The following is a 26020-nucleotide window of genomic DNA, read 5'->3' on the forward strand; positions in this document are numbered from 1 at the left end:
ATTTAAACGTGTGTATCTATAGATACGTGTCCGTTTGATTGGCGCGTTGTTCAGTAGAAACCTTGAACAAGGCATCAGCCATTTCCTGAATATCCTCCCGCATCCAGAGCTTTTCCAGCCATCCCGCCGGAATACCTTGCACCCCATAATGCGCACCGGCCAATTGGCCGACGATGGCAGCGGTGGTGTCGGCGTCATCGCCCAGGTTCGCGGCTGCCAACACAGCGTCTGCGAAATTGTCTGTGTTCAGTACGCACCAAAGCGCAGCCTCCAGCGACGCCACGGCGTAACCGGAACCGGTGACCTGCTCCCGAGTTTTGTTGCGATACTCGCCTTGGGCAATTGCCACAACCTTTGGCGCAGAAAGACCGGCGCTTGAGACGGTCGCTAGCTGTTCCTTTGGCACCCCATTCAAGGCGTTACTGGTTGCCCGCGCGAGTACCACGCAGCACTCGATTGCCTCTTGGGCGCCATGGGTCGTACGGGAACTTTGACGGGAAAAATCGTCGACGCGCCGAAGGTCTGGAAAGTAAAACAGCACGATCGGCGCGAGACGCATCATTGAACCGTTTCCCGCGGAAAAAGGGTCAGTAGATCCTGCAAACGGATCACCGTGCGCCTCAAAAGCCGCCAGTGCCGAACGCACGGTCATGCCGATATCAAAACAATCACCCGTGGAGCTCAAGTAGCCCCACTTCCACCAGTTCAAATACCGGCCCATCTGGTCGGCGGGATCAAACCTACCTTTACGCACCAAGCTTTCCGCCAAACACAACGCCATTGAGGTGTCGTCAGTCCATTGCCCCGGCTTCAGGGTGAACGGCCCGCCCCCCACCATATCGGTGAGCGGCGTGAATGTGCCGCGTGGCATGAATTCAACGGTAGTGCCCACTGCATCACCGCACGCCAGGCCCAATAAGCTGCCGCGATAACGATCCAAACGTGTAAGAGGCATAGGTCTTCCTTGAAAAAAATGAGTCAGGCATAACTCTACTTGACCAACCGCTTCTCCTTGGAGGGGCGATATCCGAAATACGAGCTATAGCACTTGCTGAAATGGCTCGGTGAGACGAACCCGCACGCCACCAGCACCTCCACCTGAGACAGCTCGGTGTGTTGCAGCAACCGGCGTGCTTCGGTGACACGCAGTTCCATGTAGTAACGCTGCGGCGTGGTGCCCAGTTGTTCCTTGAACAACCGCTCAAGCTGGCGGCGGGAGCGGCCGGCGTAGACAGCCAACTGGTCGAGTTCCAGGGGCTCTTCGAGGTTGGCGTCCATGAGTTTTACGACTTCACGCAGGGGCGCGCTGACGCTGACGTTTTCGGTGGGTTTGATACGCCGGTAGCGGGATTCTTCGAAGGCCAGGATGTCTTCGATACCTTCGACCAGGGCTTTGTCGTGCAAGCCCTTGATCCAGTCCAGCGCCATATGGAAGGCGCCGGAGGGGCTTGACGCGGTGAGGCGGTCGCGGTCGATCACGTAAGGTTCGCTGGTGACGTGGGCAGCCTTGGACACTTCCGCCAAGGCCGGGCGATGTTCGGGGTGAATGGCGCAGCGATAGCCTTGCAGCAGGCCGGCGCGACCGAGGAACCAGGCGCCGTTCCATAGGCCGGCGAGGCCTACGCCGTGTTCGGCAGCGTTGCGCAGCAGGTGGATGAAGTCTTCGCTCGCCTTGAGTTCAGTGCGAAAACCGCCGCAGATCACCAGCAACTCCAGGTCCTGCAGGGCCGCCACGTCGAGACGTGCATCGGGGCGGATCACCAGGCCCAGGTCGCTGTTGACTTCGCCATCGTCCCAGCCGAAGGTGCGCGAAGCGAATAATTCCGGACGTAGCAGGTTGGCGGTGACGAGGGTGTCCAGGGTCTGGGTGAATGCAGGCAGGGAAAAGTGCTCAAGCAGCAAGAAGCCGACACGGGTCACCGATACTGGCTGCTGGGTTTCATTGAGGTAGCGCAGGTTCTTGCCTTTCATGCCACCGCTGAATTGACGTCTTTCCATCGAGGGTTGGCCCACTTTTATTGTTGATGCAGTGGGCGCCATCTTAGGGGGAAACGCGTTGGCTGTCTCAGGCACTGATCTTGAGAAAACCGCAAACGCTCAAAGCCCGTGGCAGAACAGGGGTCGGGCCATCTGATACGGTTTTTTCTTTGCTATCTGCGCCTGTATTGAAATGCGGGTGAGGCGGACAATGGCCCCATTCCCTACCCACTCTGCGGAGGCCTTATGGCCAAGATGGCACTTTTCCTGTTCGGCTTTTTGGTGTTGACCATCGGCATTGGCTTGCTGGCGACCATCTCGCCGGTCTGACACTCAGCCGGCAAACAGCATCGGGTACAGCGACAGCACCAGCAAACCGGCCATCGACCCGTTGAACAGTCTTAGCCAGCGCGGCTCACGCAATACACTGCGCAAGCCACTGCCACACCCGACCCACACGCACACGCTGGGCAAGTTGACCACGGCGAACACCAGCGCAATCACCAGCACATTGGTGACATAGCCTTCAGCCGGCGTATAGGTGGTGATGGCCCCGAGCGCCATGATCCAGGCCTTGGGGTTCACCCACTGGAACGCCGCCGCGCCGAGGAAGGTCATGGGCTTGCCCTGCTCATCGTTGCTGTCGGACAGGCCGCCCGCCGTCGCGATTTTCCACGCCAGGTACAGCAGGTACGCCGCGCCCACGTAGCGCAACAGCGTGTAGGCCCATGGAAACACCTTGAACACCTCGCCCAAGCCAAGGCCCACCGCGATCACCAGCACCATGAAACCGATGCTGATCCCAAGCGCATGGGGCATCGACCGGCGGAACCCGAAATTCACCCCCGAGGCGAGCAGCATGGTGTTATTGGGCCCTGGCGTGATCGAAGACACAAAGGCGAACAGCACGAACGCTGACAACAGACTGCTAGACATGTACATGATGCGGCATCCAAACGGGGGGTATGCCTGCGACAGTAGAGGGTTATTGAGCCCCCTGCCCCGTACAGCCACGGCACGATTGAGGCATACACTTTTTTGCCAACGCTTTCACAAACCTTTCACAGATGACGCTCTATGGTGGACCCAGCTCCTAATGAACATCCTTTTAGCCCGCGCTCCCCACGCGGGCTTTTCTTTGCCTGGGGTTTATCGCAGGAAAAAAAACAGGCAAGCCATTGTTCATGACTTGCCTGCGGCGCTGATGATTTAACGCGGGCCTGGGCCACCGCCCTGACCATGCCCGCCACCGTGCCCACCGCCACCACCACCCGGCGGCATGAATATCCAGCAGCCCGACAAGCTCGACAACAGCGCGACGACAACAGCCGCCTTGGTTAGATACTTCAACTTCATGACATCACTCTCTTACTTGACGAGATTAACTTCTCGTTTGATATGACAGTGCAAGGAGAAGTGCGTCACGGCTATCGTGTAACCTGATGGTAGGGTTTGTATGCGTGACGGTACAACGTGCCGTCACGCCATGAGTAACAACTGACTTCCGTCAGGTCACTGTGTTGCTTAACATGGCGCATGCCTTTTCCGATTGTGTTACTCGTTCTCTTCGCCGCCCTCTTGCACGCAAGCTGGAACGCGTTGTTGCGCGCCGGCAACGACAGGCTGTGGTCAATGACCGTGATGTGCCTGGCGGTTGCCATCGTCAGTACTGGCATTGCCCTGAGTCTCCCATCACCCGCCGCGGCGAGTTGGCCTTACGCGGTCCTGTCGGACGTCCTGCACGTGGGTTATAACCTGTTCCTCGTGCGCAGCTACAAGATGGGCGACCTTGGGCAAACCTACCCGATTGCCCGTGGTTCCTCACCCATTCTGATTACGCTGTTCGCCTTGGCATTTGCGGGTGAAGCCGTAGGCACGAGTGCCCTGCTGGGCATCGCATTGGTATCGGGCGGCATCATTTCGCTGGCCTTCAAGCAACGCAAGCTGGCCGTCCCCAGTTTGCCCTACGCCTTGGGCACGGGATTTTTCATAGCGGCCTACAGCGTGACAGATGGCATCGGCGCAAGGCTGTCCGGCGCACCCCTGGCCTACACCGCATGGATGTGTGCACTTTGGGGCGTACTGATGCCACTGGTGTACATCGGCCTGCGCGACGCACGCAGCCTGTTCACCCCACGCCAGGGCTTCGTCACCGCCTTGATGGGTGGGCTCGTCTCGCTCCTGGCTTACGGCATCGTCATCTTTGCCATGTCTGAAGCGCCCATGGGAGCCGTCTCGGCCCTGCGCGAAACCAGTGTGGTGTTTGCGGCCTTGATCGGCTATTTCTTCCTGGGCGAGTCACTGACTGTCCGTAAAGTGCTGGCGTGCGTTGTCATTGCCACCGGCACGATCCTTATTGGCTGACCTTCCCCCACTCATAAAAGGTTCAAGAAATGGATACCGTCTCTTCAGCACCCCTGATCCTGATCACCGGCGGAAGCCGAGGTGTCGGCGCCGCAACAGCGCGGCTCGCGGCGGCGCAGGGCTACGACGTCGCCATCAGCTTCATCAACAACGAGGCCGCCGCACTCGGCGTAGTGGCGGACGTACAAGCAGTAGGACGACGCGCCCTGGCCATACGCGCCGACAGTGCAGACCCGGAGCAAGTCGCTCAACTGTTCGCCACCATCGACGAGACGTTTGGCCGCATCGACGTACTGGTCAACAATGCCGCAATCATTGGGCTGCAATCGCGCTTCGAAGACCTCGACGTCGCCCGCATTCAGCGCATCTTTGCGATCAATGCCATCGGCCCGATGCTGTGTGCGCAGCAAGCCGTCAAACGCATGTCGTTTCGTCACAACGGCAAAGGCGGCAGCGTGATCAACGTATCCTCGGGAGCCGCCCGGCTCGGCAGCCCGAATGAGTATGTGGACTACGCCGCGTCAAAAGGCGCCCTGGAGACGTTCACTATCGGGCTGTCCAAGGAAGTCGCGCGCGAAGGCATACGCGTCAACTGCGTACGTCCGGGGCACATCTACACAGAAATGCACGCCAGCGGCGGAGAACCTGGGCGCGTTGATCGCGTCAAGGACAGTATCCCGATGGGCCGCGGAGGAGAACCCGAAGAGGTGGCGCGGGCCGTGCTGTGGTTGGCCGGTGCAGAGGCGTCGTTTATTACTGGGACGTTTCTGGATGTGACTGGGGGCAAATAAGAAGACATAAAAAGCAGCCCAGGCAGATCCGAGCGCGACGTAACGAATCTGCCGAGGGCTAGCCCTGCCTAGCCTTTACGCAAGTAAGCAAACATATGCGGCACATAGTCTGCCTTGCCCAACGGCACGCCGTTCTGGCGCAGAATGCTGTACGCCGTCATCAGGTGAAAATAGAACTGCGGCGTCGCCCAGTTGACCGCGTACTCATCGCCGGTCATTTCAAACGTGATGTCGCCGGGAAGCTTGATAACGATCAAGTCCTCTGCCCGCCGCTCGATCAGTTCGCGATCCGCACCAGCAAGCACCTGCAGGGTCTTGTCGATCAGCGCGACGGCCTCGTCCATCGACGCCGGGGTTTCCAGCGCCGATACCGGGTGCCCGCTAAGCCGATCGACCGCATCCCAGGCCTGGGTACAGCTGTAGCGAATTTGAGCAGCCAAGTGATGCATATCCGGCGCAAGGCGCGAATCGAGGAGGTTCTGAGGGTTATAGCCGAGCGTGCTGGCGTGTTCATTGCCCTTGGCTAGCAGGCCTTTCAGCGTCTTCAACATCTGGGAAAAGCAGGGAATGGTGGCGGCGTAGGTCAGCATCATTGCTCCTTGATGATTGGCATAAGGATCGGGTGAAAAACCAATTGCCAGTACAGCACATTGTCAGGTTTTTGTTACCACCAAGGCACCGGATCTCAGGAGGCCCAAAGGTTCCATTGCACTCCCTGGCCTGGACGACTGGAGCATTTACACCCACTTGATGTGTGAGCCACACTTGCCCGTCGACGGCGTGATCACTCGCCTCGCACGCACCTCAAGGATGCCTATGCTCAACATTCGGGAAGCGACTCAAGCCGACCTCAATGCCCTGCACGAAGTTGGCTGCGAGACCTATCGGCAGCATTTTTCGACGATCTGGTCACCCGCCGGCTTGCTGGCCTTTCTCGACCGCGACTTCTCCCACGGTGCCCTACGCGAGTCACTCGAACTGTCCGACAGCCACCTGTGGCTACTCGCCTGCGACGAACACGCGCGGGTCGTGGGTTTTGCAAAGGTCAACTGGTCAGCCCCTGCCCCACTGACCGGAGAGATAGGGGCAGAGCTGCGCAAAATCTACTTTCTCAAATCCGCCGCAGGGCTGGGGTATGGGAAGCAGCTTATGCAATACATTTGCGACCTGGCCGTACAGCGTGGGGAAAGTTTGCTGTGGTTGACGGTACTCAAGAGCAATCCCAATGCCCGACGATTTTATGAGGCATTTGGTTTTCAGCTGATAGGGGAGATTCCTTTCAACACGGACTTGACCGAAATCGGGATGAACGCCTTGGGTTTTGAACTGAAGCGGTTGGAGGGCTGAATGGACGACCTGATACAAGGGCTCGATGGGCCCAGGACTGCCCAGCAGGAATTGTTTTACGACCTGGAAGATGCGGCGGCGGTTATTGGCTGGTCGGTGGTCGAATTGACCGCTATCGCGGCCAGCGGCAGGACGCCGGATGAGGCCATGACGCTGATGAAAATATGCACGCTGCTGGCGGCGCAACAGGAAAAAATTGGCGCCTATGCGAATGAGGCCAAAGACAAGAGGATCGTCAGGACTGACGATCGCCCGATTCAGCTGTGATCATAAGCAGTGCGGGGACTCTGTCCACGTTTCGCTATCCAACCACAGAAACATCGCTCAGTTTTTTAGCCCTCTTCTCATTTTGCAGGTGTCATCGCCCGTGGACTACTTGACCTCTTCCCAATAGCCCTTGAAGAGGTCGCCATGCTCGACAGTAGCTGTTACTCCGCATTACAACCGATAACCCGCTTCCTGCGAAAAGCCTGTGTCGTCGCCCTGCTGACAGTTCCAATGGCCGCTTTCGCCATCGTGGGCGGCGCGGATGCGCAGGATGGGCGCTACCCGTTTATGGCTTCGCTCCAATTCAAAGCGTCAGGCACGACGTCGCTGGAACGTCACGGTTGTGGCGCGGCCTTGGTCGCACCTCGATGGGTACTGACCGCGGCCCATTGCCTGGTTAACACGCAACCGGGTGACGTCGAGGTGATCCTCGGGCGCACCCTGTTGAGCAATACACGGCAGGGCCATACCGTCGGCGTACAACAAATCGCCGTTCACCCTGAATTCCTGCGCTCGCTGACCCTTGATGTCGCGCTGCTCAAACTCGATCACGACATCACCGACATCCCGTCCATCACGCCGGTGACACGCGAAGCAGGGCTTGAGGATCGCATCAAGCGCCCCACCGTCCTCGGCTGGGGAAACACGGCGCGCAGCCCAGCCCCCGACGTATATCCGGACCATCTGCAGCGCGCACGCTTGCCCAGAATGACGGACGCACTGTGCACATCACTCGCGCCAAACGTGAACCTGCAAAACACCTTCTGTGTGGGGGCTGACGGCTTGATACCGGACAGCGGCGACTCCGGTGGCCCTGTATTCGTCAAACATCCCAAAAGAGGGTTTGTGCAACTGGGCGTCGTCAGTCAAGGCGTCTTGATTGCACGCTTGTCCAACCCGAAGATCGCTGACTTTATTCGTGAAACAATGAGCGAATCGCCTTGATTGCATGATTTACGGCGGCTGTGTAGGCGTGGGGATATTACGTTTACACAGGCCTGTTGACTGCGACACACTTCCTTGGGATGGCGGGCGCCGGGTGAATAGCTCTGTTGGCTCATGAAGGCGTACGCCCAAATCCTGCGTTTGCGACAGCACAGAACAAATGCTGATAAATTTCCATCGAATAAAACGGACACCCTCATGGGAATTAAAGTCACGATGCTAAAAGGCCTTTGCTTCCTTACGATGGGTGCCATAGCGCTCGACGCGCTCGCGGGGACGTCGGAGCAGCGTTTTCTATGTTCGACGGAAGAAACACTATTATTCGGATGCGACTCCGGCCCGAAGATGATCTCGGTGTGTGCATCGCCCGGCTTCTCAGCGACAACAGGCTATGTGCAATACCGATTTGGTACGCCCGGCAAAATTGAATTGAGCTACCCCGAGAAGCTGAGTCCACCGAATGGTCATTTCTGGCTCAGCTCTACGGGCTACTCAGGTGGCGCCGAGGCACACCTGCGCTTCACCAATCATGGCGTAACCTACGCCGTTTTCGACCGTACGGTGCGCACAAACTTTACCCCAGGAGAACCCAACGACCCCGAATTCAGCGAGGGCATCGTCGTGCGTCTACCGGGAAAGAAAGCAACAAGTCGACTCTGCACCTATTCCGAAGGCGGCATTCGCGAGCAGGCCTACACAACCATCGAACGGGAAGACTTCGACGATAGCCTTGTTCCGTAAAGGAGCACATTGCGCCCCCCGATCACAGGCAATAAAAAACCGCCTCATGGGCGGTTTTGGTGAAACCATATTCAGGAAAAGCTGCAAAATTGGATGTGTCGCGGGTAGGCTTTAGCATGCAGCGAACGACCCAGCCCAACAAGGAGGTTCTCGGTGAACAAAGCAAGTAAATGGATACGCATTGCACTCTCGATACCGATTTTCGCCGCGTCAATTTTATCTGGAATCGTGACGGCTAAAATAAGCTTAAGCGCCGTACTGGTATTTTTTACGGGGCTCATGACGGCCTATGACATCGGCGTGGCAATAGGCAGCCTGGCTGTAGGTTTGGTTACAGCCCTGATTACCTGTGTCCTTTGGATGCTTGGCACATACGTACGAGCTCAGCCAAAACAGGTGGAAGCTGAAGCGCCATAAGGGTTGTCCTACGCCCGGTCTTCAGCGTAGACCTAAGCGCTGACAGTCGTGCCGCTCCACCGGCGCACCGATGAGCTTCCGGCACGGATCGCGTAATACTCAGCAAGTGCCAGGCGGAATGCCGTTTTTGTTGAAGTCCTTCAGGCGCTCCCGTTCTTCCTCAGTGGAGTGCGCTGGAGTTTGTTGCTCAGGTTCTTTCTTCTTTTCTTCAGTCATTGCTATGTCCTCTGGATGGTGCTATTTCGGCACCTGGAGGAAGCAGCAGTTCAACTCAATCCGCCCACCGCCCGGAAATGACCCGGACTCCCGCGAAACGGATTTACCTGAGTGACTCACGACCGGCTGCCCAGCCTAAACTTCGCCGACGTCCGCGATGCCCGCCGACCTGCGCCCGTGCAAACCCTAGTCTGAACTGATCTCAATGTCCTCTGGAAAGATGAGCTTTCCACACCAACCGTGCCCGGCTGTAAGAGCAGATATCGGAGCAAGTAACAGTGCCACCAGTAACAAGGCTCTCTTAAATCCGCCGAGGCTGCTAACCATCACCCTGCAGATAAGCCATAGGTGAAGAAGACTTGCACCACTAGCAAGAAAGATAAACCCGAAGGCGTGAAACGAGCTGGACATCCATGTTCCTCACTTCCTTGAAAACCGAAGCATAGCGTTTCTAAATCGCTACCTGTCAGAAAATCCTCCCCCTTTAAAGTCATCAAAGGTATTCGGATATCGACCTTGATCACCAATACGTCTGGACTTCGAATGAGACAGCAGATGTTGCGCAACCGGTGGGACGACGCACGGGAGAAGGCGGCGATCAAAGCCGCGGCTGAGGGTGACCCCGCACTGGCTGCTAGCATTCGGCAATTCCAATTCAAGGATATCCGGCCTAACGCTGCTAGCGAGATAGCGCTGACTCACGCGAGCCGCCTACTAAGTCACTCCACAGAAGAAATGACCAAGAAGGACTATCGGCGAGTCGGTGAAATTGTTAAGCCTACGAAATGATTCGGTGCTACGAAATTTACGATAGGTAGAAAACGGCCAAAAGCAGACGTTCAAAAATTACAGGTATTGCGAAGTTGGGTTCAGCCCATAACGCTGCGAGGAAAATGCCCCCCGATGTTATTGCAGGACTCGGACCGTTACCTGTGTCCTGCGCCTAACCGGGGGCCATTTCTCGCAGCAACGCGACTCGCGATGAAACGGCAACAGACCCTAGAGCTGAAAGCGCGAGATGTTCTCTCGCAATGTCACGCTGGTGCGTGCCAGTCCTTCGCTTTCCTTCTGAGCACTGCGGAAGGCTGCAGCGGATTGCTCGGCGCTTTCGCTGACGGTCACGATGCCCCGGCTGATCTGCTCGGCAACGGTACTCTGCTGCTCTGCGGCAGCGGCGATTTGGTGGTTCATTCCATTGATCCGCTCGATCATGGTTACGATCGTGCTTACCGCGTCACCAGCCTCGGAAACGCCGGCCACCGACTGCGCACTGGAGCGCTTGCAGCGTTGCATATGCTGCGAGGTCTCGTCGGCAATTTTCTGCAGACTGGCAATCAGCCCCTCAATCTCTGAGGTGGCCTTCTGGGTACGCTGTGCCAGGCTGCGCACCTCGTCGGCTACCACCGCGAAGCCGCGTCCGGCCTCGCCAGCACGGGCAGCTTCGATGGCTGCATTGAGGGCCAGCAGGTTGGTCTGGTCGGCGACCGACTTGATCACTTCAAGCACGCCACCGATATTGCCGGTTTCATTCTTCAGCCGGCCCATGGCCATGTTGGACTGTTCGATTGTCTCGGCCAGTTCGTCGATCATGTTGACGGCATCTTTGGCCTTCTGCTGGCTGTACAGGGCCGCGCTATCGGCCTCGCTGGCGGCACTGGCGGCGGATTCGGCGTTGCGCGCGACATCCTGCACGGTGGCGGCCATTTGGTGAACGGCGGTGACGATCTGCTCGACCTCGCACTGTGCCATGGCCACGCTTTCGGCGTTTCTCAGGCTCGATTGGCTAAGCTCCTGGCTGGATTCGGCCACGGTCTGTGAGGACAGGTTTATGCCTTTGGTCATGTCCCGCAGGTTCTCCTGCATGCTCAGCAGGGCGGCCATTATGCTGGCTTGTGGTGGCTCAATCGTGCGCTCGCTAGCGCGCAAATCGCCGTTGGCAACCCGTTGGGCGAGCTGGTTGAGTTCACTCGGTTCGGCACCCAGCGCGCGCAGCAGGTTGCGGCTGATGACGTAACCCAGTACCGCTGCTAGTAAGACGGCCAGCGCAGTAATGGCCAGTAGAAGGTTGCGTTGTGACAGATAGCGTTCGTCATTCTCGCTGACCTGCAGGTCTGCCCTCTGGTTGGTGTAGCGCAGGTATTCGCCAATTGCCTGTGTCAGCTCGGCCAGTAATGGTGTGCACTGCTCGCTGACCATGCGCAGAGCCTCATCGTTTTCACCCTTGAACAGGTGTTCGGCAATGCTGTGCGCTACCGGTTTGTAGCGGCTCTCGACCTGCTCGAAGGTTGAAAGCAGTTCACGTTCTTTGGGCGACACATCATCATGGTTATCAATTGCCTGGCGTAGCGCGACGAGGCTGCTGGCCACCATTTGTTCGTTGACGGCAATAGCGCCCCGCTGCTGTTCTCTCGCGGTGACATTGCTGTTCAAGGCGATGTTACGCAGGGCAATCGCGCGCTGGGCGGCGGCGTCGTTCAGTGTGTTGGCTAGGCGGGTGCGTGCATCAACGCCATTAACGTAGAGGAAAAAGTCCTTATTGCTGTTAGCCAGGGCGTAAAGCGAGATAGCGGCGATCAGCAACATAAACGCGAGCAGGCTGGCATAGCCGGCATAGAGACTGGTCCGTGTCGAGAGCCGGGGAGTGTGCGATGGCATATGATGTACCTGCGTCATGGGAGGAGCAATTAGAGGCACCTGCAAGGGCATCTATTCGCCCTTGGTCCGCATCCTGCGCAGGTATTCTTTTGTTCAACAGCAACGGGTAGCGGTGTTATTTCTTGGCTAGCCGAAACTTGTACAAGTACTGAATTTTGTACAAGTCTTGTACAACTATATGGGCGAGATGTCGTAATGACATTATTTAATCCCGATGAACGGTCAGTGCCATCCGGTTTCTGGCAGGCGCCAGAAATAGAGGTAACCGTCAGCAAGCACTTGGCTGCATCCAAGCTGGGGTTGGCGTTGCCCGTCTTAATACGGACAGTCATCACCGATGAATCTGCAGCTCGACGACTGGATTGAAAGGATGGCCTAATGACACTGCCGCTACCATCAGAAGATCCCTACTAGGTGGTAGGGATATAGGGAACTGGATAGGAAAATTCCTACTACAACAGGCTTCTCCGGAAAGCCGAGGTCATGGCTAAACGACAATGCATGCCATAGACCTATCGCCCCGGTTGTATGGCCATGTAGATATTGCCGGTACCAAAACGGCGCCAAGACGATGGAGAACGTATGGCACGCGATGCGCGGCGGCCGTGTGCTCCGGTGCGGCACCTTGCACTCTGCGCGGCCGAGTTAACCTATCGGGAAGCTGTGCTGTTTCCCTGCCTAGCGGCATCGGTTCGCACCTGGGCCCCTAGGTGGATTCGACACCGCCGAGATTGCCGGAATCGATGGCCGATTGCATGTAGTAGGCATTGCCGGATGATCGCTTCTGGCCTTTAGTGGACGCTTAGGCTCCTTAGTCTTGAGCACAATCCCACGTCCAATCGAGGAAAGGCATACCGATAACAGCGTCTTGAATTTCCCGAAAAAAGGCAGTGTTGCGGAAGTGATCCGAAAAATTGCGGAAGCGATGACAAAATCGCAGGCAATAAAAAACCCCGTAGACGTTAATCTACGGGGTTTTTAAGAGTGGAGGCCGAGGTCGGAATCGAACCGGCGTAGGCGGATTTGCAATCCGCTGCATAACCATTTTGCTACTCGGCCTCAAACGATCAGTGTCTCAACGACTAACACTCACCGCATAAAAACTTGAGTGGGCTGAAGAACCCTGCCTCTACTCTAACTCATTGAATACATTGAGGTTTTTAATGCCTCATTGCGTTCGATGGGCGCCATTATGTACGTATTTGCCAATGCGTGCAACCCCTTGATTTCAAAAATATTTCGTATTGCCATCAAGGAGTTGCGTGCCTGCCCTACTCCTTGATGTGCAGTTGTTGGTACTGCGGGTCGGCCTTGATTTGGGCTTCGGTGAAGGGCAGCGGGCTGAGTTTTTTCTGGGAGAACGCTTGGGTCTGGTCCTTGCTGTGTTTGGAGGCTGGGTTGCTGGACTCGGAGAACGCAAGTACGCCCCTGACATGCGGCCCCTGGTCGTCGAAGGTGACGATTTGCAGGTAGCTGGTGCCGCTGACGACTTCGCGTTTGCCGTCGGCGCGGGGTACGGTTTGCATGGCGTTGTAGACCCCCAGTTCTTGCGGGCCGCCATGGATCGGGGTTTGGCCGGAGACTTGGATGTCGCCCCATGTGCTGTTGGCGCTCAGGCCGAGTTTGGCGACCTCGGCGGTGGACGTCAGCATCGCTTCGCGCAGGGCTTTGGCGACGGGTACGCGGTCGATGGCCAGGCCACGTGGGGTGGTGAGGGGCTGAGCCGGGTCGAAGGCGACGCGCCAGGCGTCGGGGATTTCCTGCAGGTGTTGCACCAGGTTGATGAAGTGCACCAGGCCAACGCCGCTGTCGAGGTTGGCGCGCTGGTCCCAGTTTTTCAGGCTGGTGCACAGCGGTTGCAGCGCGGCGGCGTCGGCGCCGAGGTGTTTGGCGCAGAACGCGAGCAGGTCGGGCATGACTTGGCCCGCCAGGTACACCTCGTTGTCCATCACCATGTTTTGCAGGTCGGTGACGCTGATCGGGTTCTTCAGGGACTGCAGCCGTTGTAGCGCAAAACGCGCGCGCGGGCCGAGGCCGATGTGGTCCTGGCTGATCACCGGGGAGAACCCGGTGAGTGGCGCTTTGGGGTTGACCATCCACGCCGAGTCGTTGGAGTGCTGCACGTAGTCGCTGCGTTCCAGTTGCGGCAGTTGGTCAGCCGGGAAGATGCCGGCCTGGGCCGCGCGTGGGTCAATGTCCCAGGCGCAGGCGCTGCGGGCGCCGTCGAGCATGATCATTTGCAGGCCGGCGCGAGGGTCACTGCATTGCGCCAGTTTGGCCGCGCTGACGTTGGGCACCACTGACTGGTTCATGTACAGGCTCTGGCCCTGGTCATCGGCGGCCACCGTGTTGACCCACGGGATGCCTTGCACGGTGCGCACTGAGGTTTTCAGTTCATTGAGGCTGCTGGCGCGGTTCATCGCATACCACTGTTGCAGCACGCGGTCGTTGCCCAGGTTGGCGTCGCGCAGGCTGAAGGCGTGCTGCCTATCCCAATCGAGCTTGCCCGGCCACTGCACCACCGGGCCGAACTGCGAGCTATAGACCGTGTGCGATTGGGTCTTGAGGATGCCATCGGCTTGTTTGACCTGCACACTCACCGTGGTTTTATCCAGGGCAACAGATTTGCCATCGAGCATGTAGCGCGTGGAATCCTTGGGGTCCAGGGTCAGGCGGTACAGGGTGAAGTGCTTGGACGTATCCACCGTATGGGTCCACGCCAGATGCTGATTGAAGCCGATATTGATCACCGGCAAGCCCGGCAGCGCGGCGCCCATCACATCCAGCTGGCCGGGGATGGTCAGGTGCATCTCATAAAAACGCATGCCGCCCACCCACGGGAAGTGCGGGTTGGCCAGCAGCATGCCGCGCCCATTGAATGAGCGATCACGCCCCACCGCCACCGCGTTACTGCCGCGATCGAAGGCGAAGCGCTGTTGATTGACGGCGGCCAGTTCAAACGCCTTGGCGCGGGTCGGCGCACTGGCCGTTGCTTGTGGAGGTGTAGCACCAACCAGGGCTTCGGCGAATTGGCCTACACCACCTTCCACCAATAGCCTACGGGTCAATTTGACCAAGTCTTCAGCCACCAGTGGCTGTACCCACGCCGCCTGGCACGGTGCCGGCGCGCCGTGCTCTTTCAGGTAGCGGTTGTAACCGGCCACATAACCTTCAATACGCTGCTGGATCTGTGGGCTTTGCGCTTTCCAGAACGCGGCGACCGCGTCCGGCGTGTTCAGCCAGGTAAAGAACACATCGCTGGCCAGGTTATTGCGCTCTTCCAGGGTCGCCTGCTCGGGGCCAAAGAAGCTGGCGCGCTGGCCATTTACCGTGACCACTTCATTGGCCAGCAGGCACAGGTTGTCCTGGGCGTAGGCGTAGCCAATGCCGAAGCCCAGGCCACGCTCGTCATTGGCGCGGATGTGCGGCACGCCGTAGCTGGTACGCCGGATATCCGCCGCCGCTTGCGTCACCTGCTCCCGTGCCAGAGCCGCCAGGCTCAACCCCAGCAACACCCCGGCCACACATACCCTGGACAACCCATTGGAAATAATCACGCAGACTCCACAGTCAGATTTAACCGCCTCACGCGGGGCAATAACCCCACCGTAAGAACGCAAACCACTGGGAATAATTTAGCAAGGGGCGAGGTTTATTGACGGCGGTGCGAATGTGACAAAACCGATACCGACGAATTTTCTACATCCGGCACTTCATGATTTCGCTCGCTCGTTCGTCTTATTAATCAAGAGCGCTCATTTTTTTCCTGATCAGGCTCTGATAAGGAGTTTTTGCATGTACAACTCGCAAGTGCCCACGGATGGACATTCACCGGCTGCCGAGACCACTTTTGGCAGCGGTACACAAGTGTTCGGCAAAACGCCGGAACAGCAAGGCAACCAGCGTATTCGCCACCTGCTCAAGTGTTTTGGGTTGCGCACCAGCCTGATCCGGCTGAAGGTCATTGACGCCCTGCTCACCGCCGCCGACAACCGACGCAGCCTCGGCGTGCGCGGTGTGCACAGCCATTTGCTGGAACTGGGCATTCCGCTGTCATTTCTCAGCGTGCGCGAGGTGCTCAAGCGCCTGTGCAGCGAGGGCGTGATCACCCTCAATGCAGATAAAAGCTACAGCCTCCACGAAGAGGCTGCCAAGGTGATCGAAGGTCGCACCTGAGGCGCGACCTAGCGCTTAGAGCTTGACCTTGCGGCGCATGACACCGTTGATCACCACCACGACCACTGCGACGGCAATGGCGATGGTCTGGAATGTTTTCTCACTGATAACCCCAGTGTTCTGCAAGTAGGACAGGCCAAACATCGTCGCCAGTACGGCCAGGGCAATCAGAATCGAATATTTCAAACGTTGCTTTTGTGTCATGACGGGTTCCTGAACCTGAAGAGTGTAGCTACGGTGAATAGCCGAATCTGCCAGGCACATAATGGCGAGCGGGTCCGACAGGCGCACATGTTACAGGCGATGCCTAGCGCTGCAAACCGGTGCCCGATTGCGCGCAGCGCTCAACCAGCCAATCGACAAATACCCGCACGCGCTGGGACAGTTGGCGGTGTGGTGGGTACAACGCGGTCAGGGCCATCTTCGGCACAGCCAACTGCGGCAATACTTCCAGCAACGTGCCCTCGGCCAACTTGCGCATCGCATGATAATGCGGCGCCTGGATCAAGCCGAACCCGGCTTCGCAGGCAGCGAAGTAGCCGTCAGAACTGTTCACCGCCAAGCCTTTTGGCAGGTTGACTGTCTGCAATTCGCCGCCCACCTCAAATTCCAGGCCGAACCGTTTGCCGCTGGCACTGGAGACGTACTCGACCATCTGGTGATCGACCAGATCTTCGAATGAGGTGGGAACCCCCCTGCGCGCCAGGTACTCCGGACTTGCCAGGGTGAGTTGATCCATCATCGCCAAAGGCCGCGCCACCAGCGATTCGTCCAGGGCCAGGCCGCCGCGCAGCACGCAATCGACGCCCTCGCGGATCAGGTCCACGGGGCGGTCGTTAAGGCCTATCTCCAGTTCAATCTGCGGGTAGCGCGCAGTGAATGACGGCAATGCGGGGATCACGATCAAGCGGCCAATGCCCGACGGCATATCCACGCTCAGGGTGCCGCGCGGGTTCTGGCGCTGGGTGGAAAACACCGCTTCGGTTTCTTCCAGGTCTGTGAGCAGTTGTACGCAGCGCTGGTAGTACGCGGCGCCATCCAATGTAGGGCTGACTTGCCGCGTGGTGCGTTGCAACAGTTGCACGCCCAGGTGTGCTTCCAATTGCTTGATCAGGATGGTCACCGAAGCGCGCGGCAATTGCAGGCTGTCGGCCGCCTTGGCAAAGCCGCGCAGCTCGACGATCCGTGTGAACACACGCATTGCGTTGAAACGGTCCAAGTGACGGCTCCCCAGTGATTATTTAGATAATACGAACAGTGATAGCAGTTTTAGCCGGTTTATCCCGGTTTTGTCGAGCGTGACAATGGAGCCCTTCCCCATCAAGGAGCTGACCCCATGCACACCCGTCCACTCGGTACAAACGGCCCACTCGTCTCCGCCATCGGCCTCGGCTGTATGGGCATGAGCGATTTCTACACGCCTGGCAACGACACCCGGGAAGCCACCGCCACCCTGCACCGCGCGTTGGAGCTGGGCATCAATTTCCTGGACACTGCTGACATCTATGGCCCGCACACCAATGAACAACTGATCGGCCAAGCCATCGCCGGCAAACGCGAGCAGGTGTTCCTGGCCAGCAAGTTCGGCATCCTGCGCGACCCGGCCAACCCCACGTCGCGCGGCGTCAATGGCCGCCCCGAGTACATCCGCAAAGCCATCAACGGCACCCTGCGGCGCCTGGGTGTAGAAACCCTGGACCTGTACTACCAGCACCGTATCGACCCGGATGTCGCCATCGAAGAAACCATCGGCGCGATGGCCGAGCTCGTGCAACAAGGCAAGGTGCGTTACTTGGGCCTGAGCGAAGCCTCCGCCGCCACCCTGGAACGCGCTCATAACGTGCATCCGATCAGTGCCCTGCAAAGCGAGTACTCGTTGTGGAGCCGCGACCAGGAACATAACGGTTGCCTCGCCACCTGCCAGCGCCTGGGTATTGCATTTGTCCCCTACAGCCCGCTCGGCCGTGGCTTCCTGACGGGCGCACTGAAAAGCCCGGATGACTTCGGCACCGATGATTACCGTCGCTTCAACCCGCGTTTCCAAGGCGAAAACTTCGGCAAAAACCTGCAACTGGTGCAGCAAGTGCAGGCGCTGGCAGCCGATAAAGGTGTCAGCGCCGGGCAACTTGCGCTGGCCTGGGTGTTGGCGCAGGGCGATTACATCATTCCGATTCCCGGCACCAAGCAGCGCAAGTACCTGGAAGAAAATGCGGCGGCCGTTTCAATCAACCTCAGCCAGGCAGAATTGGCGGCCCTGGAAGCGATCTTCCCCGCCGAGGCACCCGCCGGCTCGCGCTACCCCGAGGCGGTAATGGCCATGCTGGATATCTGATCAAAGGAGCGCCCTCAAAAGGCGCTCTTTTTTCTTGCACGATGGTACCTAAAGCTCCTCCTATCCAAGCCGATAGCCCTACGAAGCTCTAACAAAGCCGCGTCGACAATAAACGCTTCGTAAGGACGACCCCATGCCCCCACTGCGCTCCATCCAAGCCCGCTATACCCTGTTCCTGGTGCTGTTCGTCCTGGTGTTATTTGTATTGACCGTGGTGGGAATCGGCCAGTTGGTCGCGCCTACGCTGCGTCATACCGAAGAACAGGTGGTGCTCAACCGCATCGCTGAGGTCGCCGAGCAAATCCAGGGCGAGCTGAACAAGGTTCAGTCCCAGCAACGCAGCATCACCCAGACCATCCCTTTGCTCGACAGCGATGCCATCGACAAAGTCCTCCCAGGCCTGGTCGACCAATATGGCGAGCTGAAAGTCTTCGGCGGCGGGATCTGGCCGCTGCCCAATCAACGCACGCCTGGACGCAACAAGCACAGCACGTTCTGGCACCGTGATGCCTCGGGCAAGCTGGCCGTGAATACGTTCTGGAACAGCGACCCAGCGCCCAACTACTACGACCAGAGCTGGTACAAAGGTGGCCTGGCCTCGCCGCGCGGCCAATGCGCCTGGGCCGCCGCCTACAAGGACGACGCCAGCCAGGAGCCGCGCACCAACTGCGCCATGGCGATCCAGCGCGACGGCGTGCCTTATGGCGTCGCCACCATCGACGTGACCCTGGGTTTCTTCAATGACTTGGTGGCCAGCAAAGAAAAAGACATCGGCGGGCAAATGCTGATCGTCGAAGGCGACGGCAAGATCATCAGCAACAGCACGCGCATCAGCAGCCCGGTGGTGTTGAAAAACATCAGCGAACTCAGCGGCTCCTCGGCGTTTGCCGCCCAGGTCAGCAAGGCCCTGGCCCATCGCGACCAGGCGTTGCAACGCAGCGAGTTCGACAACCAGGGCGTGGCCAGCACCTTTTATATGCGCCCGATCGCCGGCACGCCGTGGTTCCTTGCCACCGCCCTGCCTACTTCGCTGATTACCGCCCAGCGCGACGACGTGCTCGGCACCCTGGCCCTGCTGCAAATCCCCATGGTATTGCTGCTGGTGCTGCTCGCGGTGTATGCGATCCGCCAACTGGTGCAGCGCATGAAGTCGCTGAAAACCAATATCGACGCGCTGTCCGCCGGCGATGCCGACTTGACACGACGCATCACCATCCGCGCCGAAGACGAACTGGGTGCCATTGGTCACTCGGTGAACCGCTTTATCGTCTACCTGCAGAACATGATCGGCGAGGTCACCCAAGCCACCGGTGCCATGTCGTCGAGCCTTGAGCAACTGCAGCGGACCTCGGCGCACACCAATCAGATTCTGGTGCGGCACGCCTCGGAAACCGACCAGACGGTAACCGCCATCACCGAAATGAGCTCCACCGCCGACACCGTCGCGCAAAACGCCGCTGAAACCGCTGCGTTCACCCAGCGCGCCAATGAGCACGCCGACCGTTCCCGCGTGGTGGTGGGAGAGGCATCCAACAGCGTCAGCGCCTTGATCGGCGAAGTCTCCAGCGCCACCCACAGCGTGGAAAACATGCGCCAGGACGCCGCACGCATCACCGAAACCCTCGGCGTGATCGGTGCAATTGCCGGCCAGACCAACCTGCTCGCCCTCAACGCCGCGATTGAAGCCGCGCGTGCCGGGGAGCAGGGCCGTGGTTTTGCGGTGGTCGCCGATGAAGTCCGCGCCCTCGCCGCCCGCACCCAGGCCAGCACCTCGCAGATCAACGAAATGCTCACCCGCCTGACCGCGGGCGTCAGTTCCTCGGTAGCGGCCATGGAAAACACCCAGGCCAGCTGTCAGTCGGCGGCGGATGCCACGGCGCGGGTGAACACCGGCCTGGACGAAATGGCAGGTTCCGTGAGCCATATCAACAACCTCAGCACCCAGATCGCCACGGCCGCCGAGCAGCAAAGCGCAGTGACCGAGGAGATCAACCGCAGCATGGTGCAGATCCGACAAATGGTCGAAGAGCTGGTACAGAGCGGCCACGCCACTGAAACCAATACCCAGAGCCTGCTGGATGCGAATGGCCGAGTGATTGCCTTGATGGGTCGCTTCAAAGTGCGGTGATAAATGGTTGAAACACTCCCGTGCCAAAGCGCGGGAGTGGGACTATTCTGACAGCTCGAAGACGCCACACAGGAGGTGTGCCATGCGCTCAGCCGAGCAGTCGGTCCGCTTGGAGCGGATCAGTCAGGAACGCTTTATCCAGGCTCCCATCGAAGCCGTTTACGACTATGTGACCCAACCGGATCGCTGGCACGAATGGCACCCCACATCCCTCAGCGCCGACACCGGCACTACCGGTTCCCTTCCTGCCGGCGCACGTTTCACTGAATTCATCGACTTGCTGGGTGTGCGTGTGCCGATGAGTTACCGCGTACAGATCGCCCGGCGCCCCGGCGAATTCAAGACGGTGTTCACCTCCGTGGCCGTCGATGGCTCCATCCACTATTTCCTGCTGCCCCACCAAGGCGGGACGCTGTTCAAGCGTGTATTGACGTATGAAACCGAATTGCAACTGACCACGTTGCATGAACGCATGATCGAACTCTCGGCGGTAGCCCTCGGCCAGCTCAAGCGTCGGATGGAAAATCCACCCTTCGTATAATTTTGAAACATTCCCACCCTGCCTGCTGACCTTTGGGCGCTGGCTTGCCTGCGATGACGTCGTCATGATCGCCGCCATCCCAATTGCTAACGCCTGCACGCGAGCCTCCCCTATGAAAAGCACATTACGCCTGGCCCTGCTCTCTGCCCTGTTCACCACCACCCTCGTCCAGGCCGCCGACCTGATCCCCATCGACGTGCACCGTGACGCCAACTGCGGCTGCTGCAAAAAGTGGATCAGCCATCTGGAAAGCAACGGATTCAAGGTCAACGACCACGTGGAAGCCGATATGAGCGCCGTCAAACAACGCTTGGGCGTGGCACCGCGCCTGGGCTCGTGCCATACCGCGGTGATCGACGGCAAATTCGTCGAAGGCCACGTGCCCGCTGAACAGGTGCTGGCCTTGCGCAAACGTGATGACCTGCTGGGCATTGCTGCACCGGGCATGCCCATGGGCTCGCCGGGTATGGAAGTGGAAGGCCGCAGCGAGGCTTATCAAGTCATCGGCCTGACCCGTGAGGGTAGAGATGTCGTGGTGGCTGAATACCCGGCGCAATGATCGCGGGCTACCTGGGATTATTCTTCGCGGCGTTTGGCGCCGCGACCTTACTGCCACTGCAATCGGAAGCCGTTCTGGTTGGCCTGCTGCTCAGCGGGCATTACAGCCTATGGCTGTTGCTGGGGGTTGCCACGTTGGGCAACGTGCTGGGTTCAGTGGTGAACTGGTGGCTCGGCCGCTGGGTTGAGCACTTTAAGGAACGGCGCTGGTTTCCGGTCAGCGACAGGCAGTTGGACAAAGCCCGCAAACATTACGCGCGATGGGGGCATTGGACCCTGTTGCTCAGCTGGGTGCCGATCATTGGCGACCCGCTGATGTTGGTCGCCGGGGTAATGCGTGAGCCTCTGTGGCGATTCCTGCTGCTGGTGACCCTGGCCAAAAGCGTACGTTATGGCGTGCTCGCGGCAATTACCTTGCAGTGGGTGTTAATCCCCACTTAATCCCCTCGCAACAGCATCCGAGCACCCTTTTTCGGAGCCCTGCCAATGCCCCTGACCCGCGCTTTTTGCATCGCCGGCCTGCTCGCGGCCACTACCGCCCCAGCGTTCGCCGCGACCTACGGCCCCGAGCTGCAAGGCTTCGAATACCCCTACCCGCTTCAGCATTTCGAATTTGAATCCCAGGGCAAGGCCTTGCAAATGGGCTATATGGACGTGCCCGCCAAAGGGCAGGCCAACGGCCGCAGCGTGGTGCTGATGCACGGCAAGAACTTCTGCGGCGCCACATGGGAAGGCTCGATCAAAGCCCTGAGCGACGCCGGTTACCGGGTGATCGCGCCGGACCAGATCGGCTTCTGTAGCTCCAGCAAGCCCGATCACTATCAATACAGCTTCCAGCAACTGGCAACCAACACCCACCAGTTGCTGGAGAAGCTCGGCATTCAAAAAGCCACGCTCATTGGCCACTCCACCGGCGGCATGCTTGCCACGCGTTATGCACTGATGTACCCCGCGCAAACCGAACAGCTCGGGCTAGTCAATCCGATTGGCCTGGAAGACTGGAAGGCCTTGGGCGTGCCCGCCCTCACCGTCGACCAATGGTATGAGCGCGAGCTGAAAGTCAGCGCCGAAGGCATTCGCAAATATCAACTGGCCACCTATTACGTCGGGCGCTGGAAGCCGGAGTACGAGCGCTGGGTGGACATGTACGCAGGCCTGAGCAACGGCCCGGGGCATACGCTGGTCGCGTGGAACTCGGCGCTGATTTACGACATGATCTTCACCCAGCCGGTGTACTACGAGTTCAAGAACCTGCAAATGCCCACGCTGCTGCTGATCGGCACGTCCGACAACACCGCCCTTGGCAAAGACGTCGCACCGCCAGCGGTCAAGGCGAAGCTCGGCAACTATGCCGTGCTGGGCAAGCAAGTGGCCAAGTTGATTCCCCATGCAACCCTGGTGGAATTCCCAGGCTTGGGGCATGCACCGCAGATGGAGGAACCGGCCCAGTTTCACAAAGCGCTGTTGCAGGGGCTGAACGCGCTTTAATCCAACCTTTTTCGAGGTGCTCGTGAATGTCGGTACAGATCGCAGTCATTGATGATTGGCAGCATGTGGCCAGTGGCGTGGTGGATTGGTCGGTCCTGGAGGCCGTGGGCGATGTGCACTTTCTGCACGATTACCCGGCAGATACCGCCACCATGATCGAGCGTTTAAAGGGCTTCGAGGTGATTTGCGTGATGCGCGAACGCTCCACCTTCGACAAAGCCCTGCTGCAAGGCCTGCCAGCGCTCAAATTGCTGGTCACCGGCGGCATGCGCAACGCGGCGATCGACATTCCTGCTGCCAAGGCCCAGGGCATCACCGTATGCGGCACCGACAGCTATAAACACGCGGCGCCGGAACTGACCTGGGCGTTGATCATGGCCTCCACCCGAAACTTGGTAGCCGAAGCCAATTCGTTGCGCGCTGGCGACTGGCAGGTTGGCCTCGGCGGCGACCTGTATGGCAAGACCCTGGGCATTCTCGGGCTTGGCAGCATTGGCCAGAAAGTCGCGCAGTTCGCCCAGGTGTTTGGCATGCGCGTGATTGCCTGGAGCGAAAACCTTACGCCTGAACGTGCTGCACAGTCCGGCGTTACTTGGGTCAGCAAGAGAGAGCTGTTTGAGCAAGCCGACATCCTCACCGTGCACCTGGTGCTCAGCGACCGCAGTCGTGGGCTGGTGGATGCCGAGGCACTGGGCTGGATGAAGCCCACGGCCCACTTGGTCAATACCGCACGCGGACCGATTGTGGATGAGCAGGCGCTGGTGCATGCGCTGGAAACTGGACGCCTGGCGGGGGCGGCGCTGGATGTATACGCCGAGGAACCGTTGCCGGTGGACCACCCGTTCCGCCGTTTGCCAAAGGTGCTGGCCACGCCACACGTGGGGTATGTAAGCCAGCAGAATTATCGGCAGTTCTATTCTCAGATGATCGAAAACATCCACGCTTGGACAAACGGCCTGCCCATTCGCGTGCTGGGCTAACGCACCATTCAAGGGCAACCCTCTCGTAGTGAGCGGGCTTGCCCCGCGCTGGGGCGCGAAGCGGCCCCAAATAGCCACCTCGGTCACACTGTTGAGCCGGGCCCGCCAAAATTGGGAGCGCTTCGCACTCCAGCGCAGGGCAAGCCTGCTCACTACATGCGGGGCAAGCCTGCTCGCTACAAACCCCTCCCTTCGCGCAAAGCATATGGTTACAAGTATTTTGTCCTACAAAATTCTCGTATAAACCCTACAGGCTCTGGGATCTGTCCTAGACTGATGACCGATGGGTCCGTTTCAAAACAAAAACCCCGCGAAAATAATCGAAACTTTCCAACTCTGCCATAGGTCAGGTTTAGGGTAAGGCGCGCACAAGCGGTTCATACCAGATGCCGTCTATCCAATCTTTTTAAGCTAACCGTGCAACTGGCATACGCCTTGCCAGTTTTGTCATGCGCTTGTGCGCCTGGCCGCAGGATGCGGTCATCGGAGCTAATGGCAGCGGGCCATTAGCCGACCAACACGTGGAGATAACTATGATCAGTGCCGCTGCAAGTATTCAGGGAGAGCGTGTTAGTCAGCCAGTTGGCGGGTCGACCTCTTTGGTCGACCTCAACACGGTGCGGCCCGTCCCGAGCCACAATCCAAATCGTAAAAAGGTGCTGTTCGTCACTTCCGAATTTGCCGACTTGGTCAAGACCGGCGGCCTGGGCGATGTGTCTGCGGCGCTGCCGCGAGCCATGGCCCATCTGCACGATGTGCGGGTGCTGATCCCCGGTTACCCGCAGGTGATGGAAAGCGATAATCCGATCCATATCATTGGTGAGCTGGGTGGCCACGCCGCGTTGCCGCCGTGCAAGATCGGGCGCATGGACCTCAAGGATGGCCTGGTCATCTATGTATTGATCTGCCCCGAGCTTTACGAACGGGAAGGCACGCCCTACGGCGCCAACAACGGCCGCGACTGGCCGGACAACCATATTCGCTTCGCCCGCCTGGGCCTGGCCGCCGCTGACATGGCCGCCAACCTGGCGCAGATCCACTGGTGCCCGGACCTGGTGCACGCCCACGACTGGCCCGCTGGCCTGGCGCCGGCCTATATGCACTGGCGTGGGTCACGCACCCCGACGCTGTTCACCATCCATAACCTGGCCTACCAGGGCGTGATCAGCCTGGCCTCCACGCCTGAGCTGGGGATTCCCCCTCACGCCTTGCAACAGGAAGGCATGGAGTTCTACGGCAAGATGTCGTTCCTCAAGGCCGGCATGGCGTATTCCAGCCATATCACCACCGTGAGCGCCACCTACGCCCGGGAAATCACCACCCCGGAATTCGGCTGCGGCCTTGATGGCTTTTTGGCCAGCAAGACCCAGCAAGGTCTGCTCAGCGGCATTCCCAACGGGATCGAAGACAGCTGGGAAACCTCCACTGACCCGCACCTGACGCACAACTTCAACATCGGCGACTGGGAAGGCAAGGCGGTCAACGCCGCTCAAGTGCGCAACCTGTTCGGTTTGAATGAATCGACCGGCCCGCTGTTCGCCGTTGTGTCGCGCCTGGTGTTCCAGAAAGGCCTCGACCTCACCGAAGCCGTTGCCAGCTTTATCGTCGAGCAAGGTGGGCAGATCGCCATCATCGGTCGCGGCGAGCCGGAAGAAGAGAACGCCATGCGTGAACTGGCACTGCGCTTCCCAGGCCAAATCGGCGTGCGCATCGGTTTTAACGAGACTGATGCCCGACGCATGTTCGCCGGCAGCGATTTCCTGTTGATGCCGTCGCGCTACGAGCCCTGCGGTCTCAGCCAAATGTATGCCCAGCGCTTCGGTTCGCTGCCCGTCGCCCGTAACACCGGTGGCTTGGCCGACACCATCGAAAATGGCGTGACCGGATTCCTGTTCAATGAATCCACCGTCGACAGCTACAAAGAAGCCTTGAACCGCGCGTTCAAGGTGTTTGCCTTCCCAGGCCTGCTCAACGCCATGCGCAGCCGGGCGATGACGCAGCCGTTCAACTGGAGCCAGGCGGTGGAACCCTACGCCGAGCTCTACGAACAACTGGTGGCGAAGGCACTGGGGAAATCCGCTAAATAATCGAAGGAAG

The 26020-nt window shown here is 59.0% G+C and carries 25 protein-coding genes and 1 tRNA gene; 16 read left to right on the forward strand and 10 right to left on the reverse strand.

What is annotated here, in order from left to right; genetic code table 11:
- Positions 1-16: 16 nt before the first annotated feature.
- The 4 genes from HU722_RS15820 to HU722_RS15835 form a co-directional block, all read right to left on the reverse strand.
- The gene (locus HU722_RS15820) at positions 17-955 is read right to left on the reverse strand and encodes an ADP-ribosylglycohydrolase family protein (RefSeq protein WP_065890933.1); all 939 of its coding nucleotides are present in this window, start codon (positions 953-955) and stop codon (positions 17-19) included.
- Between the two features lie 35 nt (positions 956-990).
- A complete protein-coding gene (locus HU722_RS15825; protein WP_083213982.1) occupies positions 991-1998 on the reverse strand; it encodes a GlxA family transcriptional regulator in 1008 nt (335 codons plus the stop codon).
- A gap of 312 nt (positions 1999-2310) precedes the next feature.
- Complete coding sequence (locus tag HU722_RS15830; protein WP_065872979.1) at positions 2311-2919, reverse strand: LysE family translocator; 609 nt, start codon at positions 2917-2919, stop codon at positions 2311-2313.
- Between the two features lie 267 nt (positions 2920-3186).
- A complete protein-coding gene (locus tag HU722_RS15835) occupies positions 3187-3333 on the reverse strand; it encodes a hypothetical protein (protein ID WP_175402973.1) in 147 nt (48 codons plus the stop codon).
- Between the two features lie 180 nt (positions 3334-3513).
- On the opposite strand from HU722_RS15835, the gene HU722_RS15840 reads away from it, so the two are divergent.
- Positions 3514-4341 carry an EamA family transporter gene (locus tag HU722_RS15840; RefSeq protein ID WP_186754182.1) on the forward strand — a complete coding sequence of 276 codons (828 nt, stop codon included), beginning with the start codon at positions 3514-3516 and terminating at the stop codon, positions 4339-4341.
- A gap of 29 nt (positions 4342-4370) precedes the next feature.
- Complete coding sequence (locus tag HU722_RS15845) at positions 4371-5132, forward strand: SDR family oxidoreductase (protein WP_065872977.1); 762 nt, start codon at positions 4371-4373, stop codon at positions 5130-5132.
- Positions 5133-5200: 68 nt separating this feature from the next.
- Here the strand turns inward: HU722_RS15845 and HU722_RS15850 are convergent, their stop codons facing one another.
- Positions 5201-5722 carry a DUF1993 domain-containing protein gene (locus HU722_RS15850; protein WP_065890930.1) on the reverse strand — a complete coding sequence of 174 codons (522 nt, stop codon included), beginning with the start codon at positions 5720-5722 and terminating at the stop codon, positions 5201-5203.
- A 226-nt stretch (positions 5723-5948) separates the two neighbouring features.
- On the opposite strand from HU722_RS15850, the gene HU722_RS15855 reads away from it, so the two are divergent.
- From HU722_RS15855 to HU722_RS15875, 5 genes are all read left to right on the forward strand, one after another.
- Positions 5949-6479, forward strand: a complete 531-nt coding sequence (locus HU722_RS15855; RefSeq protein ID WP_065880575.1) for a GNAT family N-acetyltransferase — start codon at positions 5949-5951, stop codon at positions 6477-6479.
- On the forward strand, positions 6480-6746 hold the full coding sequence (locus HU722_RS15860; protein WP_065872976.1) for a hypothetical protein: 267 nt from the start codon (positions 6480-6482) through the stop codon (positions 6744-6746). It begins immediately after the preceding gene.
- 144 nt (positions 6747-6890) lie between these two features.
- Complete coding sequence (locus HU722_RS15865) at positions 6891-7691, forward strand: S1 family peptidase (RefSeq protein WP_083213981.1); 801 nt, start codon at positions 6891-6893, stop codon at positions 7689-7691.
- Between the two features lie 198 nt (positions 7692-7889).
- Positions 7890-8432 carry a hypothetical protein gene (locus HU722_RS15870; protein ID WP_139114569.1) on the forward strand — a complete coding sequence of 181 codons (543 nt, stop codon included), beginning with the start codon at positions 7890-7892 and terminating at the stop codon, positions 8430-8432.
- A gap of 153 nt (positions 8433-8585) precedes the next feature.
- Complete coding sequence (locus HU722_RS15875; protein ID WP_065872973.1) at positions 8586-8849, forward strand: hypothetical protein; 264 nt, start codon at positions 8586-8588, stop codon at positions 8847-8849.
- Between the two features lie 1215 nt (positions 8850-10064).
- Here HU722_RS15875 and HU722_RS15880 read toward each other — a convergent pair.
- The 3 genes from HU722_RS15880 to pvdQ all read right to left on the reverse strand — a co-directional run bounded on the left by HU722_RS15880 (position 10065) and on the right by pvdQ (position 15277).
- Positions 10065-11720 carry a methyl-accepting chemotaxis protein gene (locus HU722_RS15880; RefSeq protein ID WP_065880579.1) on the reverse strand — a complete coding sequence of 552 codons (1656 nt, stop codon included), beginning with the start codon at positions 11718-11720 and terminating at the stop codon, positions 10065-10067.
- A gap of 985 nt (positions 11721-12705) precedes the next feature.
- Positions 12706-12779, reverse strand: a tRNA-Cys gene (locus HU722_RS15885).
- A 212-nt stretch (positions 12780-12991) separates the two neighbouring features.
- Positions 12992-15277: a bifunctional acylase PvdQ gene (gene pvdQ / locus HU722_RS15890; RefSeq protein ID WP_065890928.1), complete on the reverse strand. Its 2286-nt coding sequence runs from the start codon at positions 15275-15277 to the stop codon at positions 12992-12994.
- 238 nt (positions 15278-15515) lie between these two features.
- Here pvdQ and HU722_RS15895 point away from each other — a divergent pair, with 238 nt between their 5' ends.
- Positions 15516-15896 carry a fe2+ zn2+ uptake regulation protein gene (locus HU722_RS15895; RefSeq protein ID WP_065872968.1) on the forward strand — a complete coding sequence of 127 codons (381 nt, stop codon included), beginning with the start codon at positions 15516-15518 and terminating at the stop codon, positions 15894-15896.
- A 15-nt stretch (positions 15897-15911) separates the two neighbouring features.
- On the opposite strand, the gene HU722_RS15900 is transcribed toward HU722_RS15895, so the two are convergent.
- Both HU722_RS15900 and HU722_RS15905 read right to left on the reverse strand, forming a co-directional pair.
- Entirely contained in the window at positions 15912-16100 is a 189-nt protein-coding gene (locus HU722_RS15900; RefSeq protein ID WP_049713137.1) for a hypothetical protein, read from the reverse strand.
- Positions 16101-16203: 103 nt separating this feature from the next.
- Positions 16204-17115, reverse strand: a complete 912-nt coding sequence (locus HU722_RS15905; protein WP_065890927.1) for a LysR family transcriptional regulator — start codon at positions 17113-17115, stop codon at positions 16204-16206.
- Positions 17116-17232: 117 nt separating this feature from the next.
- Here HU722_RS15905 and HU722_RS15910 point away from each other — a divergent pair, with 117 nt between their 5' ends.
- From HU722_RS15910 to glgA, 8 genes are all read left to right on the forward strand, one after another.
- The gene (locus HU722_RS15910; protein WP_065890926.1) at positions 17233-18228 is read left to right on the forward strand and encodes an aldo/keto reductase; all 996 of its coding nucleotides are present in this window, start codon (positions 17233-17235) and stop codon (positions 18226-18228) included.
- Between the two features lie 133 nt (positions 18229-18361).
- Positions 18362-20356 (forward strand): methyl-accepting chemotaxis protein, encoded by a 1995-nt coding sequence (locus tag HU722_RS15915; protein ID WP_065872965.1) that lies wholly within the window; start codon positions 18362-18364, stop codon positions 20354-20356.
- Between the two features lie 82 nt (positions 20357-20438).
- Positions 20439-20897, forward strand: coding sequence for an SRPBCC family protein (locus tag HU722_RS15920; RefSeq protein ID WP_065872964.1), 459 nt, complete (start codon positions 20439-20441; stop codon positions 20895-20897).
- A gap of 112 nt (positions 20898-21009) precedes the next feature.
- Positions 21010-21456 carry a DUF411 domain-containing protein gene (locus HU722_RS15925; protein WP_186754184.1) on the forward strand — a complete coding sequence of 149 codons (447 nt, stop codon included), beginning with the start codon at positions 21010-21012 and terminating at the stop codon, positions 21454-21456.
- Positions 21453-21896 carry a YqaA family protein gene (locus HU722_RS15930; protein WP_186754186.1) on the forward strand — a complete coding sequence of 148 codons (444 nt, stop codon included), beginning with the start codon at positions 21453-21455 and terminating at the stop codon, positions 21894-21896. The genes HU722_RS15925 and HU722_RS15930 overlap by 4 nt, the downstream gene beginning before the upstream one ends.
- A 45-nt stretch (positions 21897-21941) precedes the next feature.
- A complete protein-coding gene (locus tag HU722_RS15935; RefSeq protein ID WP_065872961.1) occupies positions 21942-22943 on the forward strand; it encodes an alpha/beta fold hydrolase in 1002 nt (333 codons plus the stop codon).
- Between the two features lie 26 nt (positions 22944-22969).
- Positions 22970-23923, forward strand: coding sequence for a D-2-hydroxyacid dehydrogenase family protein (locus HU722_RS15940; protein ID WP_065872960.1), 954 nt, complete (start codon positions 22970-22972; stop codon positions 23921-23923).
- A 533-nt stretch (positions 23924-24456) separates the two neighbouring features.
- Positions 24457-26010, forward strand: coding sequence for a glycogen synthase GlgA (glgA, locus tag HU722_RS15945; RefSeq protein ID WP_083207047.1), 1554 nt, complete (start codon positions 24457-24459; stop codon positions 26008-26010).
- Positions 26011-26020: the final 10 nt, after the last annotated feature.

It is taken from the genome of Pseudomonas tritici (genome assembly GCF_014268275.3).
Taxonomy (GTDB): Bacteria; Pseudomonadota; Gammaproteobacteria; order Pseudomonadales; family Pseudomonadaceae; genus Aquipseudomonas; species Aquipseudomonas tritici.

Excerpts from the sequence above, each read along its gene's own strand:
- HU722_RS15820 (WP_065890933.1), bottom strand. The coding sequence starts at position 955 with ATGCCTCTTACACGTTTGGATCGTTATCGCGGCAGCTTATTGGGCCTG.
- HU722_RS15825 (WP_083213982.1), bottom strand. The coding sequence starts at position 1,998 with ATGGAAAGACGTCAATTCAGCGGTGGCATGAAAGGCAAGAACCTGCGC.
- HU722_RS15830 (WP_065872979.1), bottom strand. The coding sequence starts at position 2,919 with ATGTACATGTCTAGCAGTCTGTTGTCAGCGTTCGTGCTGTTCGCCTTT.
- HU722_RS15835 (WP_175402973.1), bottom strand. The coding sequence starts at position 3,333 with ATGAAGTTGAAGTATCTAACCAAGGCGGCTGTTGTCGTCGCGCTGTTG.
- HU722_RS15840 (WP_186754182.1), top strand. The coding sequence starts at position 3,514 with ATGCCTTTTCCGATTGTGTTACTCGTTCTCTTCGCCGCCCTCTTGCAC.
- HU722_RS15845 (WP_065872977.1), top strand. The coding sequence starts at position 4,371 with ATGGATACCGTCTCTTCAGCACCCCTGATCCTGATCACCGGCGGAAGC.
- HU722_RS15850 (WP_065890930.1), bottom strand. The coding sequence starts at position 5,722 with ATGCTGACCTACGCCGCCACCATTCCCTGCTTTTCCCAGATGTTGAAG.
- HU722_RS15855 (WP_065880575.1), top strand. The coding sequence starts at position 5,949 with ATGCTCAACATTCGGGAAGCGACTCAAGCCGACCTCAATGCCCTGCAC.
- HU722_RS15860 (WP_065872976.1), top strand. The coding sequence starts at position 6,480 with ATGGACGACCTGATACAAGGGCTCGATGGGCCCAGGACTGCCCAGCAG.
- HU722_RS15865 (WP_083213981.1), top strand. The coding sequence starts at position 6,891 with ATGCTCGACAGTAGCTGTTACTCCGCATTACAACCGATAACCCGCTTC.
- HU722_RS15870 (WP_139114569.1), top strand. The coding sequence starts at position 7,890 with ATGGGAATTAAAGTCACGATGCTAAAAGGCCTTTGCTTCCTTACGATG.
- HU722_RS15880 (WP_065880579.1), bottom strand. The coding sequence starts at position 11,720 with ATGCCATCGCACACTCCCCGGCTCTCGACACGGACCAGTCTCTATGCC.
- HU722_RS15895 (WP_065872968.1), top strand. The coding sequence starts at position 15,516 with ATGTACAACTCGCAAGTGCCCACGGATGGACATTCACCGGCTGCCGAG.
- HU722_RS15900 (WP_049713137.1), bottom strand. The coding sequence starts at position 16,100 with ATGACACAAAAGCAACGTTTGAAATATTCGATTCTGATTGCCCTGGCC.
- HU722_RS15910 (WP_065890926.1), top strand. The coding sequence starts at position 17,233 with ATGCACACCCGTCCACTCGGTACAAACGGCCCACTCGTCTCCGCCATC.
- HU722_RS15915 (WP_065872965.1), top strand. The coding sequence starts at position 18,362 with ATGCCCCCACTGCGCTCCATCCAAGCCCGCTATACCCTGTTCCTGGTG.
- HU722_RS15920 (WP_065872964.1), top strand. The coding sequence starts at position 20,439 with ATGCGCTCAGCCGAGCAGTCGGTCCGCTTGGAGCGGATCAGTCAGGAA.
- HU722_RS15925 (WP_186754184.1), top strand. The coding sequence starts at position 21,010 with ATGAAAAGCACATTACGCCTGGCCCTGCTCTCTGCCCTGTTCACCACC.
- HU722_RS15930 (WP_186754186.1), top strand. The coding sequence starts at position 21,453 with ATGATCGCGGGCTACCTGGGATTATTCTTCGCGGCGTTTGGCGCCGCG.
- HU722_RS15935 (WP_065872961.1), top strand. The coding sequence starts at position 21,942 with ATGCCCCTGACCCGCGCTTTTTGCATCGCCGGCCTGCTCGCGGCCACT.
- HU722_RS15940 (WP_065872960.1), top strand. The coding sequence starts at position 22,970 with ATGTCGGTACAGATCGCAGTCATTGATGATTGGCAGCATGTGGCCAGT.
- glgA (WP_083207047.1), top strand. The coding sequence starts at position 24,457 with ATGATCAGTGCCGCTGCAAGTATTCAGGGAGAGCGTGTTAGTCAGCCA.